Origin of the sequence: Flavobacterium sp. LMO8 (assembly GCF_009495755.1) — a bacterium.
Taxonomy (GTDB): Bacteria; Bacteroidota; Bacteroidia; order Flavobacteriales; family Flavobacteriaceae; genus Flavobacterium.
The window spans coordinates 164,777-181,174 of record NZ_WIBJ01000033.1 but is presented as its reverse complement, the minus strand read 5'-3'; the positions used below and the strand labels follow the sequence as shown (position 1 = coordinate 181,174).

General features: G+C 32.1%; 13 protein-coding genes and 1 tRNA gene. 8 read left to right on the top strand and 6 right to left on the bottom strand.

Annotated elements, in window-relative coordinates:
• Positions 1-44: 44 nt before the first annotated feature.
• The 3 genes from GFJ94_RS12345 to GFJ94_RS12335 form a co-directional block, all read right to left on the bottom strand.
• On the bottom strand, positions 45-2,222 hold the full coding sequence (locus tag GFJ94_RS12345) for a DNA/RNA helicase domain-containing protein (RefSeq protein ID WP_153201831.1): 2,178 nt from the start codon (positions 2,220-2,222) through the stop codon (positions 45-47).
• On the bottom strand, positions 2,223-2,561 hold the full coding sequence (locus GFJ94_RS12340) for a nucleotide pyrophosphohydrolase (RefSeq protein WP_153201830.1): 339 nt from the start codon (positions 2,559-2,561) through the stop codon (positions 2,223-2,225).
• Positions 2,562-2,764: 203 nt separating this feature from the next.
• Positions 2,765-2,849: transfer RNA gene (locus tag GFJ94_RS12335), tRNA-Ser, on the bottom strand.
• 848 nt (positions 2,850-3,697) lie between these two features.
• Between GFJ94_RS12335 and GFJ94_RS12330 the strand changes: the two genes are divergently transcribed.
• Positions 3,698-4,249, top strand: a complete 552-nt coding sequence (locus GFJ94_RS12330) for a DUF6642 family protein (protein ID WP_153201829.1) — start codon at positions 3,698-3,700, stop codon at positions 4,247-4,249.
• Between the two features lie 2 nt (positions 4,250-4,251).
• Here GFJ94_RS12330 and ytxJ read toward each other — a convergent pair whose 3' ends face one another.
• Positions 4,252-4,587 carry a bacillithiol system redox-active protein YtxJ gene (ytxJ, locus tag GFJ94_RS12325; protein ID WP_153201828.1) on the bottom strand — a complete coding sequence of 112 codons (336 nt, stop codon included), beginning with the start codon at positions 4,585-4,587 and terminating at the stop codon, positions 4,252-4,254.
• Positions 4,588-4,873: 286 nt separating this feature from the next.
• On the bottom strand, positions 4,874-6,433 hold the full coding sequence (locus tag GFJ94_RS12320) for a YdiU family protein (protein WP_153201827.1): 1,560 nt from the start codon (positions 6,431-6,433) through the stop codon (positions 4,874-4,876).
• 163 nt (positions 6,434-6,596) lie between these two features.
• On the opposite strand from GFJ94_RS12320, the gene GFJ94_RS12315 reads away from it, so the two are divergent.
• The gene (locus tag GFJ94_RS12315; protein WP_153201826.1) at positions 6,597-7,619 is read left to right on the top strand and encodes a M28 family metallopeptidase; all 1,023 of its coding nucleotides are present in this window, start codon (positions 6,597-6,599) and stop codon (positions 7,617-7,619) included.
• Between the two features lie 65 nt (positions 7,620-7,684).
• On the opposite strand, the gene GFJ94_RS12310 is transcribed toward GFJ94_RS12315, so the two are convergent.
• Positions 7,685-10,297, bottom strand: coding sequence for a T9SS type A sorting domain-containing protein (locus GFJ94_RS12310; RefSeq protein ID WP_153201825.1), 2,613 nt, complete (start codon positions 10,295-10,297; stop codon positions 7,685-7,687).
• 107 nt (positions 10,298-10,404) lie between these two features.
• Between GFJ94_RS12310 and GFJ94_RS12305 the strand changes: the two genes are divergently transcribed.
• The 6 genes from GFJ94_RS12305 (at position 10,405) to GFJ94_RS12280 (ending at position 16,380) form a co-directional block, all read left to right on the top strand.
• Positions 10,405-11,163: a Rossmann-like and DUF2520 domain-containing protein gene (locus GFJ94_RS12305; protein ID WP_153201824.1), complete on the top strand. Its 759-nt coding sequence runs from the start codon at positions 10,405-10,407 to the stop codon at positions 11,161-11,163.
• Entirely contained in the window at positions 11,147-11,674 is a 528-nt protein-coding gene (locus GFJ94_RS12300) for an HAD family hydrolase (protein ID WP_153201823.1), read from the top strand. The genes GFJ94_RS12305 and GFJ94_RS12300 overlap by 17 nt, the downstream gene beginning before the upstream one ends.
• 147 nt (positions 11,675-11,821) lie before the next feature.
• The gene (locus GFJ94_RS12295; protein WP_153201822.1) at positions 11,822-12,745 is read left to right on the top strand and encodes a geranylgeranylglycerol-phosphate geranylgeranyltransferase; all 924 of its coding nucleotides are present in this window, start codon (positions 11,822-11,824) and stop codon (positions 12,743-12,745) included.
• The gene (locus GFJ94_RS12290; protein WP_153201821.1) at positions 12,738-13,322 is read left to right on the top strand and encodes a Maf-like protein; all 585 of its coding nucleotides are present in this window, start codon (positions 12,738-12,740) and stop codon (positions 13,320-13,322) included. Before GFJ94_RS12295 ends, GFJ94_RS12290 begins: the two co-directional genes overlap by 8 nt.
• Entirely contained in the window at positions 13,315-13,851 is a 537-nt protein-coding gene (locus GFJ94_RS12285) for a mechanosensitive ion channel domain-containing protein (protein WP_153201820.1), read from the top strand. The genes GFJ94_RS12290 and GFJ94_RS12285 overlap by 8 nt, the downstream gene beginning before the upstream one ends.
• Before the next feature lie 84 nt (positions 13,852-13,935).
• A complete protein-coding gene (locus GFJ94_RS12280) occupies positions 13,936-16,380 on the top strand; it encodes a PIG-L family deacetylase (RefSeq protein WP_153201819.1) in 2,445 nt (814 codons plus the stop codon).
• Positions 16,381-16,398 lie beyond the last annotated feature (18 nt).

The window sequence follows — 16,398 nt, the reverse complement described above, 5'->3', positions numbered from 1 at the left end:
ATCTCATTACGATCAAAAAGTAATAACTTACTTTGAAAACTAATTTAAAAACCTAACACTCTAACAAAAACACCAATCACTTTCAGGTTAATAGTCTCCTCATCCCGAAGAACAATGGATGTATAATCTAATGTTGATTTTGGCAAAAGCGTTATTTCTTCATGTCTCCAATTGTCTTCAGTAGTATTTTTTTTACTACTATACTCTTTAACAGTATAATTTGAACCAAAATCAGCATCGATAAAATCAGTCATTTCTACTAGTGTAATTAAACCATTACGAGATCCATGAGTGTATTTTTCAAATAGACATATAGAACCATTAGGGATAATTTTATTCATAGATTCCCCAACTACTCTGCAGGCAAAGTAATGTTCCTGATTATGTATTGCATCATCAAGTTCTATATATCGAATGTCTTCAACTAATTGTAGTTCAGAAAATGAACCTGCAGCAATTTCTAAATCGTAGAATGGAATTGTATTTATATTCGGTTCATCTATAATTTTTAACTGAAGTTTTTCTTCCGTTGTGGTTTTTAAAGCAATGAATTGACTTAAGTATTTTCTTAGGTTATCATTACAAGCATAAATAAAAGTACCTTTTACACCACGTAAAAGAATTGTTTTATAAATATTTAGAATATATTCTTTTAGAATCTGATCATCCTTAATTGTATTTTTACCAGCTTTATCTTTGTACTTACTTTTATCAATCACCATCTGCTTAGCCTCAAAATCATAATCAAGTTCATGCCCAATAATTACGCCTGTGTAATTTAAATCGTATCCTTGAGTGGTATGAATACAACCAATTTCATCTACCGATTTTGGTGAATTAACCCAATCTATAGCAACACTATTCCAACGTAATTTTGTATCTTCAATTACAATATCAAAAGCAGATTTATCTTTATTAGAAACCCATTCCCATGCATAACCTGCAACCATTCGTGATAAGCCATCTAATTTTTCTCGTTTATTAATCTCATCCACCATTTGTTGAAGATCTTCAAACAAATAACATTCGTATTCTAAGGATTGAAACTTATTAGTAGAATTAATCTTATTATCAAGTAAGTCATGAATTAACTTAACATATTCATTACCTCCTCTACATCTAAATTGAGTTTTAAGAGTTTCAATACGTGTCGATGGTGCATTTTCAAGTGCAACATAACGAGAACGTAGAACATCAGATGGTTTTATAGACTGAAAACGATCATAGAAAATAAGTGATTTTTTTGATTGAATTAACAGCCAATCTAATTCAGATGCAGTTGATTCATCTAACCCTAAAGCTTTACAGGTGTCATCAAAAGGTTTAAAATAAGGCCCTAGATTTACACGTCTTCTTAAACGATGGCCTTCATCAACAATTACTAAATCATAGTTGTTTTTTGCCAAATCTGATGGACCTACTACCATTTTTGGTGATAAACCTTGAATATTTTTAAAAACCTTTGAAATTGTTTTTCTAAATGAAGCCATCGGAATAACTAAAGCCATTTCCAACTCACCATATTTGGCTCTAACTGCTTTCAAAAGATTGAATAATTCCAAATCTTCTTCATCAAAATCAGCAAAGTTAAAATCATCAAGATTTGTTTTAAGTAACTTGAATAGAAATATTGCTAGTATGGATTTACCTGTTCCTGCTCCTCCTTGAATTAAACTGACATTTGTATTATCATCAAGTAAACATTCTAAAATTAATTTCAAACTCGTAACTTGTTCGGTTGAAAGGGATTTGTAGGGTGAATATTTAAATAAATCAGAATTGTCTATATTTTCTAATGAATGACGAGCAATTCCCATTGCTCTTAATTCATCCCAGATATCCGAAAATAATTCCCAATAAACTTCTTTTTGTTGATAAAAACGATGGTTTGCAATTCCTAGGTTTGCATTTTTAAGATGATATTGTCCATCAGCATTGATGTAGCGTATAAGATTAGCCTCTACATCAAGTGTAGCTGATTTATTGAATAAATCACTCGTTATAAGGTTGACAGCTGTTAAATCTTTTTTGTTTTGTGTTTTTGAATGCGCTTTCATGCGTTTTACAACATCAGTTGTTTCACCGACATAAGCATATTTAGTTTGTTGATCATTTAGAAAATACACCAAAGGCCATGAAAGGTAGTCCCGGTGATTATCAATAATTTCTCTTTCTAAGTTTGAATCAAAATTATAACATGAAATCGAAAATCTATTCTTCATTTATAATTGATCATATTTATCTGATTTACCTTTAGCTTTTTCAACTGGATATTTCTCTCCATTTCGCTTAATTTTTTCAGATACAATATCAAATGGATCCAATCCATGTTTTTCTGCTAATAAAAAGGAAAAAGACAAAATATCCGCCAATTCTTCTTTTATACGCTCAATTTCAACCTTATCAGATTGTTCAGGAGATTTCCACAAGAAAAGTTCATTTAGCTCAGAAGCTTCAATTGAAATAGCAACCGCAAGATTTTTAGAATCATGAAACTGTTTCCAATCTCTATCATCTCTAAACTTAATAAGTTCATCAATAACATTTCTATACTTATCCATTTTTAAAACATTTCTTCAAAAATAACGAAAAAAAAATCCCCTTGCAACCCATAAAAACAGCTGGTTTACAAAACATACAAAAATACAGGGGTAAATTTGGTAGCTAAAGTAAATAACCTGATTGAGTTAAAAATATAGAAAACTGTAAACGTTAAAAAAAACATAAAAAAAAACCGATTCATTTCTGAATCGGTTTTACCCTGCGGAGAAAGAGGGATTCGAACCCCCGGACCTGTTACAGTCAACAGTTTTCAAGACTGCCGCATTCGACCACTCTGCCATTTCTCCAATAAATCGCGCACTACTTCCGTATTGCGAGTGCAAATATAGAACGATTTTTTATTTCTGCAAACCTTTTCAAAAGAAAAAAGTAAAAAAAACACACTTTCCTCCTTACCCCATTCCCAACCATTTGAATGTCAGTAAATAAATAAAACTAAAAATTTTAGAAAAAATCAAGTACAAGAGCAACTACAAATCCAAAGTTATCATTTGTACCGTTTTTTTCATATGCATAGTAGTAAAAGAGATGCTTATCAGCATGACAAACTAGTCGTGTAGTCTTATGTGAGCTATGCCAAGTGAAACGCCTAAAATCAACACAAACCAAAACTACTGTGCCTATGTGTTTAAAAAATCCGCCTCCACCAGCGCTCCGCCTTGGCGGACCTGTATCATCCGCGTGCCAAATCAAGTGCAACGCCTCTGTGTAGCTCTCTCAACACAATCCACTTCCAATAAAACTCCGTGCATCTCTGTGTAAAAAACTATGTGCCTATGTGGTATAAACTTCTAATAAAGAAAGTATCACTTGTTCAAGAGATGCTTATCAGCATGACAAACTAGTCGTGTAGTCTATTGTAAACTATAAAAGTGCAGCGCCTATGTGTAGCTCTCTCAACACAATCCACATCCAAGTGCAACGCCTTTGCCTCCTTTGCGAAAAAAACTCAGCGCTCTTTGCGTTTAAATAAAAATCCCTGTTCTAAATTAAGTAAAACGTCTATGTGTCTATGTGTTTAAAAATCCGCATCACCAGCGCTCCGCCTTGGCGGACCCGTTTCATCCGCGTGCCAAACCAAGTGCAACGTTAAATACTTGTCCCAACAAAATCTATTATCTTTGTAAAAAAAACAATGCATTCCAAACTATTCTGCCTAGAAAGCGTTCCCGATGTCACTTCCCAAACATCCAGCATCATCCTACCCTCTTTAGAAAAACTAGCATTGCAATACAACATCACTAATGTTTACCAAACCTGTGATAGCATAGAAGGGTTAGAAGAAAGCCTATCCACCCTACTCTACGAAGACCGAAACTTCCATGACTACGAAATCATCTACTTCGTATTCCAAGGAAGAGACAACAACATTATCATCGATAATTATTTATACAGCCTAGAAGAAATAGCCGAGTTCTTTGAAGGCAAACTCACCAACAAACGCATCCATTTTGCCAATACCTTACAACTAGACCTCGATTCCGAAACCGCTCAATATTTCTTGGATGTCACAGGAGCTATTTCTATTTCAGGCTATCGCAACCCAGCACCAATACTAAGTACCATTATCGACAATCCGTTCTTTGCTTTATGCCAAGAATATGATAATGTAACCGATATTGTAGAAGAATTATTCGAAAAGCAGTACACCTTAGCCAAAGCTATGGGCTTTGTTTTACATTATTAGCACTACAAATACTTCGCAATCTCATCCGCCTGAATACTATGATGTGAAACACGATACACCACTTCCCCATCTTTCAACACTATAATTTGTGGCGATTGATGAATCACGTTCAATTCCTCTGCAATAAAGTTAGACACATTGCGAAACGATAGCAAATCCAAATAATTGAAATCGGCTTTAGCAATCAATAAATCATTTCCACTAACCAAGCGTTCTTTAGCATAAGCACTAATACCACAAGTTACACTGTCTTTAAAAATGATTTGAGGTTTTTCATTTGATTTCTCAACAATTTCTCTTACTTGTTCTTCTGTAGTAATAGGATTCCAGTTTTTCATAGTTAATTTTTTGTTTCAAATTTCAGGTTTCAGGTTTCAGGCTTTTGGAACACAGATTGTAAAAATAAGAGTAATCTTTAAAATCTATTATGAACTTTATTCAACGTGAGGCTTGACTTATTTTTTTTATATGACTTATATGTTTTTAATTTTTGTTTCAGGTTTCAAATTTTCACACAGAGATAATACACATTTCTTAATTATCTATCCGCATTGTTTGTCATGCTGTCAAGCATCTCTTGAATATTGAATTTCGATTAACGAATGTTGAATATTGAACTATTACCTAAGAACTACACGACAACATAGAACAACCAACTTTATCTCGAGCCCAATCAGGTCGTTTGGCAAACCATTTTTCATACTGCGGTTGTTCGTCATAAGGATTTTTAAGCAACGTATATAATTCGTCAATTAACGTGAAATCTTCCTTCTCAGCAGCTTCAATGGCTAATTGTGCCATGTAATTTCGCAACACATATTTTGGATTCACTTGATTCATAGCTTGTTTTCGTTCACTATCAGAAATATTTTCTGCTTTGATTTTTTCCAAATACAATGCAAACCAATTGAACCAACGCGTTTTTAAATCATCGATAATTTTATCCAGTTCATAAAACGAAAATTCAATTTTACTAAAAGCATGTTCAGGGGCATCTGATTTTAATACATTGGCCAAATTGCGATAGAAAATCGTCATATCGGATTCTGATGCTGTCAACAAAGCAGTCAGTTCATCCTGAAAATCAGCATCATATTCAGCTTCTAATCCCAACTTCTGCTGTTGAATAATAGGAAACTGAGAATCGAATTGTTGACTATAACTATTCAATACTTCTTCCATTGGAACAATATCTTCAATCAACGGATATAAAGCATTTCCGAATTGTACTAAATTCCACAAAGCAATATCAGGTTGGTTTCTAAAACGATATCTTCTGCCTTCGGCATCTGTAGTATTTGGTGTCCAATCTGGATCATAATCTTCCAACCATCCATACGGACCATAATCAATCGTAAGTCCTAAAATAGACATGTTATCGGTATTCATAACCCCATGCACAAACCCAACGCGTTGCCAATGCAACACCATCTCAACAGTTCTATTCACCACTTCTTGATAAAACTGCAAATACTTTTCTTTTCCCGAAACTGTAATTTCAGGATAAAAATACTGAATTGTATAATCTGCTAACGCTTTTAAATTTTTGATATCTTTTCGAGCAGTAAACAATTGAAAATTCCCGAAACGAATAAACGAAGGAGCTACTCTACATACCACAGCTCCGTCTTCATAAGCGGCATTCCCGTTGTACAAAATATCTCGCAATACTTTGTCACCCGATGTTACCAAAGATAACGAACGTGTGGTTGGCACACCTAAATAATACATAGCTTCGCTACATAAATGCTCGCGAATAGACGAACGCAAAACTGCCAAACCATCGGCAGTTCTGGAATAAGGTGTTTCCCCTGCTCCTTTTAACTGTAATGTCCAACGTTTGTTTTGATGTAGAACTTCAAACAAATTAATAGCTCTCCCATCGCCTAATTGTCCAGCCCAATTTCCAAATTGATGTCCTGCATACGCCATAGCATAAGGTTTTGTATCTGGGTAAATAGCTCTTCCTGAGACTAAATTCAAAAAATCGTTCGATTTCGATTCTGCTTCTGAAATTCCTATTAATTGAGCCACCTCATCGGCAACATGAATTAATTTTGGATCAGAAGGAATGCGAGGTGCTACAAATGAAAAAGCAGCATCAAATACCTGTCTTGGTGTATTTGAAACATTTGAATCAGCTGGCAATTGCTTATTGAAAGTATCGCTTGGGTTTAGTTTCATTTTAAAAATCTTGTTCTATGCAAAGTTACTCAATGTAAATTTGTAATAATCTGTACTATTCTTCAAATTTTGTTAAAATTAGTTGCAAAGTGTAATAAAAAATTCATTTTTACTACTAACTAATTATATTTGTCTAAGAATTAAAAATCAAAACCCACTTTTTATGAAAAAAATATTGTTTTCAGGTGCTGTTATAACATTGTTGCTTTCAAGTTGTTCTTCAGCTCAAAAGACACAAACCCCAGCAGACCTTGGTACTTACATGAACACCATTACAGCTCCAGAATTAAGCAAACACTTATACATAGTTGCCGGAGATGATATGCAAGGTAGAAACACCGGAGAAGATGGACAAAAAAAAGCAGGAAAATACTTGATTGAAGAATACAAAAAAATGGGTATTTCTTTTCCTGAAGCTGCTGCAGATTGGTATCAAAAAGTGCCTTCTGAATTTATGAAAAGAGGATTTGCTCCTAAATTAAATGATTCAGAAAACATTTGGGCATTCATAAAAGGTTCAGAAAAACCAGAAGAAATCGTTGTTATTTCGGCACATTACGACCACGTTGGAATGAAAAATGGTGAAATTTATAACGGAGCTGATGATGACGGTTCTGGAACTGTTGCATTATTAGAAATTGCTCAAGCCTTCAAAGAAGCTCAGAAAAAAGGACACGGACCAAAACGTTCTATCTTATTTTTACACGTAACTGGAGAAGAGCATGGTTTACATGGTTCGAGATATTATTCAGAAAATCCGTTATTTCCTCTAGCAAATACGGTTGCAGATATTAACATTGATATGATTGGAAGACGCGATACCTTACATCCAAACACCAATAATTATGTTTATGTAATTGGTTCAGATAGATTAAGTAGCGAATTACACAACATTAACGAAGAAGTAAACACAAAATACACTAAGATAGATTTTGACTATAAATATAACGATAGAAACGATCCTGAAAGAATTTACTATCGTTCAGATCATTATAACTTTGCAAAAAAAGGTATTCCTTCAATTTTCTTTTTTAACGGAATTCATGCAGATTATCATTTACCAAGTGATACACCAGATAAAATTGAATATGATGCGTTAGCAAAACGAGCACAATTAGCTTTTGGCCTGGCTTGGGAACTAGCAAATCGTCCTGAAAGAATTAAAGTAGATAGAGACGGAAAATAATTTTTCATTATTAATAATTAATAAAACGCTCAAAATTACTTTTGGGCGTTTTAATTAATAATATATTACTCCTTCACAAACTTTGCATTTGAACTACCCTTTTCGGTATTTACTTTTACGAAATACGCTCCTGAAGATAAGTTGGAAACATCAATCATATTAATAGCATTTGTAGTTGCCATAACAATTTGCCCCAATTGATTATAAATTTCAATTGAATTTACTTGTAAATCTTGTTTTGTTTGAATATTCAAAACATCTTTTGCTGGGTTTGGATATAAGGTAAAATAAGTTCCAAAATCAAAATCTTGCGTACTTAAAGCAGCAACAGTTGTGGTGTATGTATTGGTTGTAATTGGAAAATTATAATCAAAATAGATATTCGCATTGTTTGTAAAAGTATCACCTAAAACTAAACTTGGTAATGTTTTAATTTTAAAAGCCACATAACCATCATTTGTAGCATCATTGAAATCTAAATTGATGTTTTCAAAAATGAATTCCACTTTGTTTCCATTGATTCTGGTATAAAAATCATGGCTACTTTTTAATGGAACTAAGGTTGCAATATCAAACTTAGCCAAATCAATCATGTCTTTTACTACAATATTTTCTGCAGGAAAAGTTCCTGTGTTTTCAAAACGGATAACATAATGTACGTATTTACCAACTTCGCTTGGAGGAATAGTTTCGCCTTGTAAGCACGTTTTATCGTTTGGATCATAAGAGCCCACAACTGTTTGATCTAATATAAACGTGTTATCTAATGGCGTTTCATCAGTGTTTGCTATTGTAATTGTAGCTGTATAATTCAAAACATCTCCATTATTAACAGCTGGTGTTTCCATAGGAGAGTTTACATTGAAAACAATTCCAATCTCTCTAGTTTCAAAAGGTTGTAAATTACTATAATTCCATGTATAACTATTTATAGCAGAACTATCATAAACAGGATTTGAAGAAACATAATCCAATCTTGCATCATCAAATGTTAAACTTACTGAACCGTTTTCAACTTGATTTCCTTTATTTCTATATACAATTTTATAAGTAGCATCAAAACCAGGCCTTGCAGGAACTGTTGACAAAATCATTACTTCAACATCCGATTTCACTCCATTAGCAGTTACGCAAAAATCTTGCGTAAACGGACTAGCATCTGTTGGAAAATTTGCAACAAAACTAGGTGGTGAAATAGTAAAATAGCTTGGGTTTTCTAAAACGGGTGTAATTGTATGGTTTCCTGCTTGAACTGGCAGGTAATAATTACCTGTTCTATTAGAAATAAAACTACTATTATTTGTACCGTTTGTATATCTAAAAATTAAATTAGGATAATTTATATCTGAAACATCACAACCATTGATATCACTATCATATTTTGTATTCCCTAAGATTTTAAAAAAATTACCTCCAGGTTCAAATGAGCAATATGTATTTACATGGCAATTAGTATAACCATAATAAAATAAATTATTTTCTACAGATGCTACTTCAAAATCATCAGAACATATAAAATTTATATTAGGATTAGAATAAAACCCTAAATCTGTATTATTTATTCCATTTTTAATATTTAAAAAATAAAGCAAGTTGTTGTTGCAGTATATACGTCGCAAGGCAATACAATTAGAAAGATCTAACGAAGTAATTCTATTATAAGGGCATTCTAATACTTGTAAATTTGTTAGTTCAGAAACATCAATCAAACCAATTTGGTTATAACCAAACATTAAATAACCTAAATTTATACATCCAGAAGTATTCAGTGATGTAAGTTGATTATTTGAACAATCTAAAGTTTCCAAACTACTTAAGTTAGAAACATCCAACGCTTGGAGTAAATTGTCATCACAATCTAAATTAGATAAAGCTAAACAACCAGAAACATTTAGTGATAAAAGTTGATTCCTATTACAATCTAAATAATTTAAACTTATACAATTTGAAGCATTTAGTGATGAGAGTGAATTTAAAACACAGTCTAGTCGCTTTAAGTTTGTCAGCCCTGAAACATCTAATGAGGTAAGTTGATTACTATAACAAGTTAAAACTTCTAAATTATTTTGGTTTAAAACATTAAGAGAAAGTAATTGATTATTTGAACAACCCACATTTTTTAAAGCTATATTTTGAGAAAAATCCAAACTATTAAGCCTATTCCCAGAACATTCTAATGAAAATAAATTTGGACAACTAGAAATATTAAGCATTGAAAGTTGATTATTCACACAATTTAAAAATGTTAAAGATGAATTTTGAGATAGATCTAAACTAGCAAATTGATTATCATTACACTCTAACTGTAATAAATTTACATTTTGAGAAATATCAAGACTTACAAGTGAATTTAGTCCACAAAATAAAACCTTTAAGTTTGTGAATTTTTCAATACCTGTTAAATTATTTATATTTGAATTTTCAATATTAAGCCATTTTATATTTTGAGCTTCACTTACTTGAATTTGCCCATCATTATTTGTATCAATTCTATGCTCGTTTAAAACTACCCATGAATTATTTCCTGGGTCATAAAAAGGCTCTTCGGTTGACGCAATCTGATTACTAGTACTCGCATTCAATAACTTCGCTTTAAAATTAGCGTCTGGTATATTAACAATCTGTGCTTTAACAATAAAACCAATAATTAAAAAGAATAAAATGTAAAGTTTTTTCATTTGTAAGAATATATAGTATCAAAAATAATATAATTACTTAAATATCAAACTATAATCTAAAAATATTTAGATTACAAAATTTCCTCAAAATTCACTATTTTAGCCACATGATTAAAGTAGTCATTATTGGTAGCGGAAATGTAGCACAACACTTAATTAAAGTGATGCAAATTGCTGCAAATGTAAATTTGTTTCAGGTTTTTGCTCGTAATAAAGAAAGTGTACTTCATTTAATTGCTGAAGACAAAATAACGTCTGATTACAATGCAATTAAAGAAGCCGATGTTTACATTATTTCAGTTTCAGACAATGCCATTGCAGAAGTAGCCGAAAATTTACCTTTTCAAAATCGTTTAGTGGTACATACATCTGGAACTTCTGAGCTTTCTGTTTTAGATTCTAAAAATAGAAAAGGTGTTTTTTATCCGTTGCAAACATTTAGTAAAAGTAAAGAAATTGACTTCTCTTCTATTCCCATTTGTTTAGAAGCTGAAAATGAAACTGACTTACTTTTATTGGAACAATTAGCAAATACAATTACACAAAAAACCTACAGAATTTCTTCCGAACAACGAAAAAGTCTTCATGTAGCAGCCGTTTTTGTTTGTAATTTTGTGAATCACATGTATAGTATTGGAAACCAAATTTGTGAAGAACACAACGTTCCATTTGAAGTTTTACAACCTTTAATTATGGAAACAGCACAAAAAATAAGTACTTTAAAACCAGAAGAAGCACAAACGGGTCCGGCTTTTCGAAACGATACCAAAACCATTGAAAAACATTTAGATTTCTTAGAAAATCCTGAATATAAAAACCTATATCAATTACTTACACAATCGATACAACATGTCAAAAAGTTATAAAGAACTCATGAACGAAATTACCACTTTTGTCTTCGACGTAGACGGAGTGCTAACCGACGGAACTATTCACGTAACCCCAACAGGCGAAATGCTTCGCAATATGAACATTAGAGATGGTTATGCCATGAAAGCCGCTGTCGAAAATGGTTACACCGTTTGTATTATTTCTGGCGGAAGTAATGAAGGTGTTCGTGTTCGCTTGAGAAATTTAGGAATTACCGATATTCATTTAGGCGTTCCAAACAAAGTAGAAACCTTCAAAGAATTCACCGATATTTACAATATCAAACCCGAAAACGTGTTATATATGGGAGACGACATTCCAGATTATCACGTAATGCAATTAGTAGGTTTACCAACATGTCCACAAAACGCAGTTCCAGAAATCAAAGGAATATCCAAATACATTTCACACGTAGAAGGCGGAAAAGGTGCCGTTCGCGATGTGATTGAACAAGTGATGAAAGTACAAGGCAAATGGATGGAACATTTTGATGCAAAGTTTGATTAATTGATGGATGCTGGAAGATGGAAGATGGAAGTTTGAATAGCTTCTTAAATAAACTTATATGACTAACATGGTTATTATTTAACTCTGCGAAACTTTGAGATTAACTTTGTGTTACTTTGTGTAACAATAGAAAACAAAAAAACAAACATGAAATACTTAAAACTAATTCGATACCAAAATTTATTAATGCTTGCCTTCATGCAATTGGTATTTCGTTATTTATTTTTAAAACAATCGTATGTAGATTTAGCTTTAACCGATTTTAATTATATTTTATTAGTCATTGCAACGGTTTGTATTGCTGCTGGAGGTTATGTCATCAATAACATTATGGATCAAGATACAGACGAAATTGCGAAACCTCAAAATCGTGTAGTTGGTGTTTCTGTTACGGAAACAGTGGCCTATAATTGGTACATTGGTTTAACAATTGTGGGTGTGGGAATTGGATTTTATTTATCCAATGTAATTTACAAACCCACATTTGCTTCGATGTTTATTTTGGTTGCAACCTTACTTTATATGTATGCTACAAGTTTTAAACAAATTCCTGTTCTTGGTAATGTTGTAGTGGCATTAATGCTTTCTACAAGTATAATTATCATTGGATTATTTGATATTTTACCTGCAATTGATATGGATAATCGTTTCCGAATGAAAGAAGCTTTTGATATTTTAATGCATTATGCTATTTTCGCTTTTATCATTAATTTAATTCGTGAAATCGTTAAGGATATGGAAGATATGGATGGCGATTATCAATCAGGAATTAATTCCTTACCTATCGCTATCGGAATTCAAAAAACGAAAATAATTGTTGGTGTTTTAACAGTACTTTCAATTGGAATTTTAGCTTACTATGTAAATTCTAATTTATTCGAATTGGATTACGTGGTGTATTATGCAATGGTTTTAATAGTTGGACCACTAATTTATTTCGGAGTTAAGCTAATAAATGCTACTGCTAAAAAAGAGTTTCATCATTTGAGTTTGGTTTTGAAAATCATTTTATTTTTCGGAATTTTATCTGTTGCTGTAATTGTTTACAATTTAAAATTAGCCAATGCTTAAAGAAAAACTAAATAAAATCAATATCATTTTAGCTTCGGGTTCACCAAGAAGACAGCAGTTTTTTAAGGAAATGGATTTGCATTACACCATTCGTCTCAAAGAAATTGAAGAAATCTATCCTGAACATTTACAAGCGGAAGAAATTACCAATTTTTTAGCCGAATTAAAAGCAAGTGCTTTCGAAAACGAACTAAATGAAAACGATGTTTTAGTTACAAGTGATACCATTGTTTGGTTAAACGGAAAAGCTTTGGGCAAACCAAAAGATTATGACGATGCATTTAAAATGCTACAACAATTGGCTAATCAAACGCATGAAGTAATTACATCGGTTTGCTTGAAATCTATTGATAAAACTGATGTTTTTCATTGTGTTACCAAAGTTACTTTTAGTGATTTATCAGATGAAGCAATCAAATATTATCTTGATAATTACCAACCTTTTGATAAAGCCGGAAGCTACGGAATTCAAGATTGGATTGGTTTAATCGGAATTTCAAAAATTGAGGGTTCGTACACAAATGTAGTAGGTTTACCAACGGAAATGTTATTTCAAAAATTAATGAATTATGCTTAAATTTATTGATAATCCTTATTTAGATCAAGAAATTGCAACTTTAATAGTAGTTTTAGTTTATACTATTTTGCGAATTAGTATTGCCAAAGTTGTTAAGCGTTTTGCTCGATTGAATGAAGTTTTAGAACATCGTACCAATTTGATTATCAAATACATAAATTTACTTCTTAGCATTTTAGCTTTGATTTCTATAACTATCATTTGGGGAGTTAAAAAAGACCAAATTTTACTTTTCATCTCTTCAGTTTTTGCCGTTGTAGGTGTGACATCCTTTGCGCAATGGTCTATTCTGAGCAACATTACTGCTGGAATTATTATTTTCTTTTCGTATCCTTTTAAAATTGGAGATAGAATAAAAATTCACGATAAAGATTTTCCAATAGAAGGTGAAATCGAAGACATTAAAGCATTTTACGTGGTATTAAAAACTAGTGATGGTGAAACAATCACATACCCAAATAATTTACTAATGCAAAAAGGTATTTCTGTAATCTATAAACCAACAGAAGAAAAAGAATTTTTTGATTAAATCAACTTATAAAATAGTGTTAAAAAGGAAGCGATTAAAACTTCCTTTTTTTTATTTCCTTATTTTTGAAACAAAACCATTGCAATGAACAGAAGCTTTACTTCAATATTTATATTTTTTATTTCAATAATAGCATTCGCTCAAGCACCTCAAAAACTGAATTCTGTTGAAATTTACGAACAAGTTCAAAAACTAAATTTCTTAGGAAAAGTACTCTACGTTGCTGCACATCCAGATGATGAAAACACGAAACTTATCACCTATTTTTCCAATCATTATCACGCACAAACTGCTTATTTATCCTTAACGCGTGGTGATGGCGGGCAAAATTTAATTGGAACTGAATTGAGGGAAAAACTTGGAGCCATAAGAACACAAGAATTATTAGCGGCTAGAAGAATTGACGGTGGCGAGCAGTTTTTTTCACGCGCCAACGATTTCGGATTTTCAAAAGAACCTAATGAAACTTTTGCCATTTGGAACAAAAACGAAGTTATGGAAGATGTTATTCAAGTCATTGAAACTTTTCGTCCAGACATCATTGTAAATCGTTTTAGTCACAATACGCCAGGCACAACTCACGGACATCACACGGCTTCGGCAATGTTGAGTTTAGAAGCGTATGATTTAGTAAAACACCAACCAAAACGTATCTTTTTCAACACGTCTTGGTGGTTTTACGGAAGTCAGGAAGCGTTTGATGCTGCCGATAAATCAAAATTATTAGCCATTAATTCCAATGTTTATTATCCGTTAAAAGGAAAAAGTAACAACGAAATTGCAGCTTTGAGCAGAAGTCAGCACAAATGTCAGGGATTTGGAACGTTAGGAAGTCGTGGTGACGAAACCGAATATTTAGAACTTTTAAAAGGAGATTTGCCAAGTAATACCAATCTTTTCGAAGCAATTGATACGTCTTGGAATCGAGTAAAAGGTGGCAATGAAATTGGAAAAATTCTATACGAAATAGAAAAGAATTTCAACTTTGGAAATCCATCAGTTCATATTCCAAATTTGATTAAAGCGTATGATTTGATTCAAAAACTAGAAGATTCGCATTGGAAAGACATTAAATCGAAACAAATTATTAAGATTATTGAAGCTTGTAGCGGTTTGTTTATGGAAGCCGTTGCCGACACCGAAACCACAACAAAAGACAGTAATTTCAACATTAATATTGAAGTCATTAACCGAAGTCAGTCGAATGCAAAATTGATTTCTGTGAAAGCCTTACAACTTCCAATAGAAACAAAAAATGCCGTTTTAAAAAACAACGAGAAAACAAGTTTCCAACTTAAAAATGTGGTCATTGGCGAAAGTGTTGATTATTCCAATTTATTTTGGTTAAAAGAACAACAAACTGAAGGAATGTATCGTGTTTCGGATAAATCAATTCGAATTTTACCTGAAGTTTCATCTAATTTTCCGGTCGTTTTCACCATTGAAATTGAAGGAAAAACAATTGAATTCGTAAAGAATATTTGCTACAAATTCAATAATCCTGATGACGGAGAAACCTATGTTCCTTTTACCGTTTTACCAGATGTTACGACTAAAATTGAACCTGAAGTTATAATTTTTAACGGAACGCAATCTAAAGAAATTACAGTTTCACTAAAAGCACACAAAGCCAATGCAAAAGGCGTTTTATCATTAAATATTCCAACGGATTGGAAAGTAAATCCGAAAGAAATTCCATTTGAAATTACTACCAAAAACGAAGAGAAAAAATTCACATTCACTCTATATCCAACCAAACCAGAAATTGCTACAAAGTTGAGTGCTAAAGCTCAAATTGGTAATCAAACATTTGATAATAAATTAATTACGATTCAATATCCACATATTCCTAAACAAACCATTTTAGTGCATTCTGAATCTAAATTAGTAAAATTAGACATAGAAATTAAAGGCAAAAATATTGGATACATTATGGGCGCTGGAGATGAAGTAAACAAGAATTTAGAAAATCTCGGTTTTAAAGTTTCAACGATTAATCCGAACGAAATTTCAATAGAAAAACTGCAACAATTTGATGCTGTAATTTTAGGAATTAGAGCTTTTAATGTGGTTGATGAATTAAAATATAAGAATAAAATCTTATTTCAATATGTAGAAAAAGGTGGTAATTTAATCATTCAGTACAACACTACTAATAATTTGGTTACCAAAGAAATAGCACCATTTAATTTAGAATTATCAAGAGATCGAGTTACTGATGAAAATGCCAAGGTTATTTTCTTAACTCCAAATCATAAAGTATTGAATCAACCGAATAAAATCACTGAGAAAGATTTCATAGGTTGGGTACAAGAACAAGGTTTATACTATCCAAACAAATGGAGTTCAGAATTTATTCCTATTTTAGCTTCCAATGACGAAGGCGAATCTTCAAAAACAGGTGGTTTAGTAATTGCTAAATTTGGTAAAGGAAATTACATTTACACAGGTTTGAGTTTCTTTAGAGAATTACCAGAAGGCGTTAGTGGCGCTTATCGATTATTAGCTAATTTGATTGCTTTAGATTGATGAAGGGTGATGGGTGTT

What these genes read in the sequence shown, in the direction of transcription:
- GFJ94_RS12345 (WP_153201831.1), bottom strand. Translation starts at nt 2,222, where the DNA reads ATGAAGAATAGATTTTCGATTTCATGTTATAATTTTGATTCAAACTTA.
- GFJ94_RS12340 (WP_153201830.1), bottom strand. Translation starts at nt 2,561, where the DNA reads ATGGATAAGTATAGAAATGTTATTGATGAACTTATTAAGTTTAGAGAT.
- GFJ94_RS12330 (WP_153201829.1), top strand. Translation starts at nt 3,698, where the DNA reads ATGCATTCCAAACTATTCTGCCTAGAAAGCGTTCCCGATGTCACTTCC.
- ytxJ (WP_153201828.1), bottom strand. Translation starts at nt 4,587, where the DNA reads ATGAAAAACTGGAATCCTATTACTACAGAAGAACAAGTAAGAGAAATT.
- GFJ94_RS12320 (WP_153201827.1), bottom strand. Translation starts at nt 6,433, where the DNA reads ATGAAACTAAACCCAAGCGATACTTTCAATAAGCAATTGCCAGCTGAT.
- GFJ94_RS12315 (WP_153201826.1), top strand. Translation starts at nt 6,597, where the DNA reads ATGAAAAAAATATTGTTTTCAGGTGCTGTTATAACATTGTTGCTTTCA.
- GFJ94_RS12310 (WP_153201825.1), bottom strand. Translation starts at nt 10,297, where the DNA reads ATGAAAAAACTTTACATTTTATTCTTTTTAATTATTGGTTTTATTGTT.
- GFJ94_RS12305 (WP_153201824.1), top strand. Translation starts at nt 10,405, where the DNA reads ATGATTAAAGTAGTCATTATTGGTAGCGGAAATGTAGCACAACACTTA.
- GFJ94_RS12300 (WP_153201823.1), top strand. Translation starts at nt 11,147, where the DNA reads ATGTCAAAAAGTTATAAAGAACTCATGAACGAAATTACCACTTTTGTC.
- GFJ94_RS12295 (WP_153201822.1), top strand. Translation starts at nt 11,822, where the DNA reads ATGAAATACTTAAAACTAATTCGATACCAAAATTTATTAATGCTTGCC.
- GFJ94_RS12290 (WP_153201821.1), top strand. Translation starts at nt 12,738, where the DNA reads ATGCTTAAAGAAAAACTAAATAAAATCAATATCATTTTAGCTTCGGGT.
- GFJ94_RS12285 (WP_153201820.1), top strand. Translation starts at nt 13,315, where the DNA reads ATGCTTAAATTTATTGATAATCCTTATTTAGATCAAGAAATTGCAACT.
- GFJ94_RS12280 (WP_153201819.1), top strand. Translation starts at nt 13,936, where the DNA reads ATGAACAGAAGCTTTACTTCAATATTTATATTTTTTATTTCAATAATA.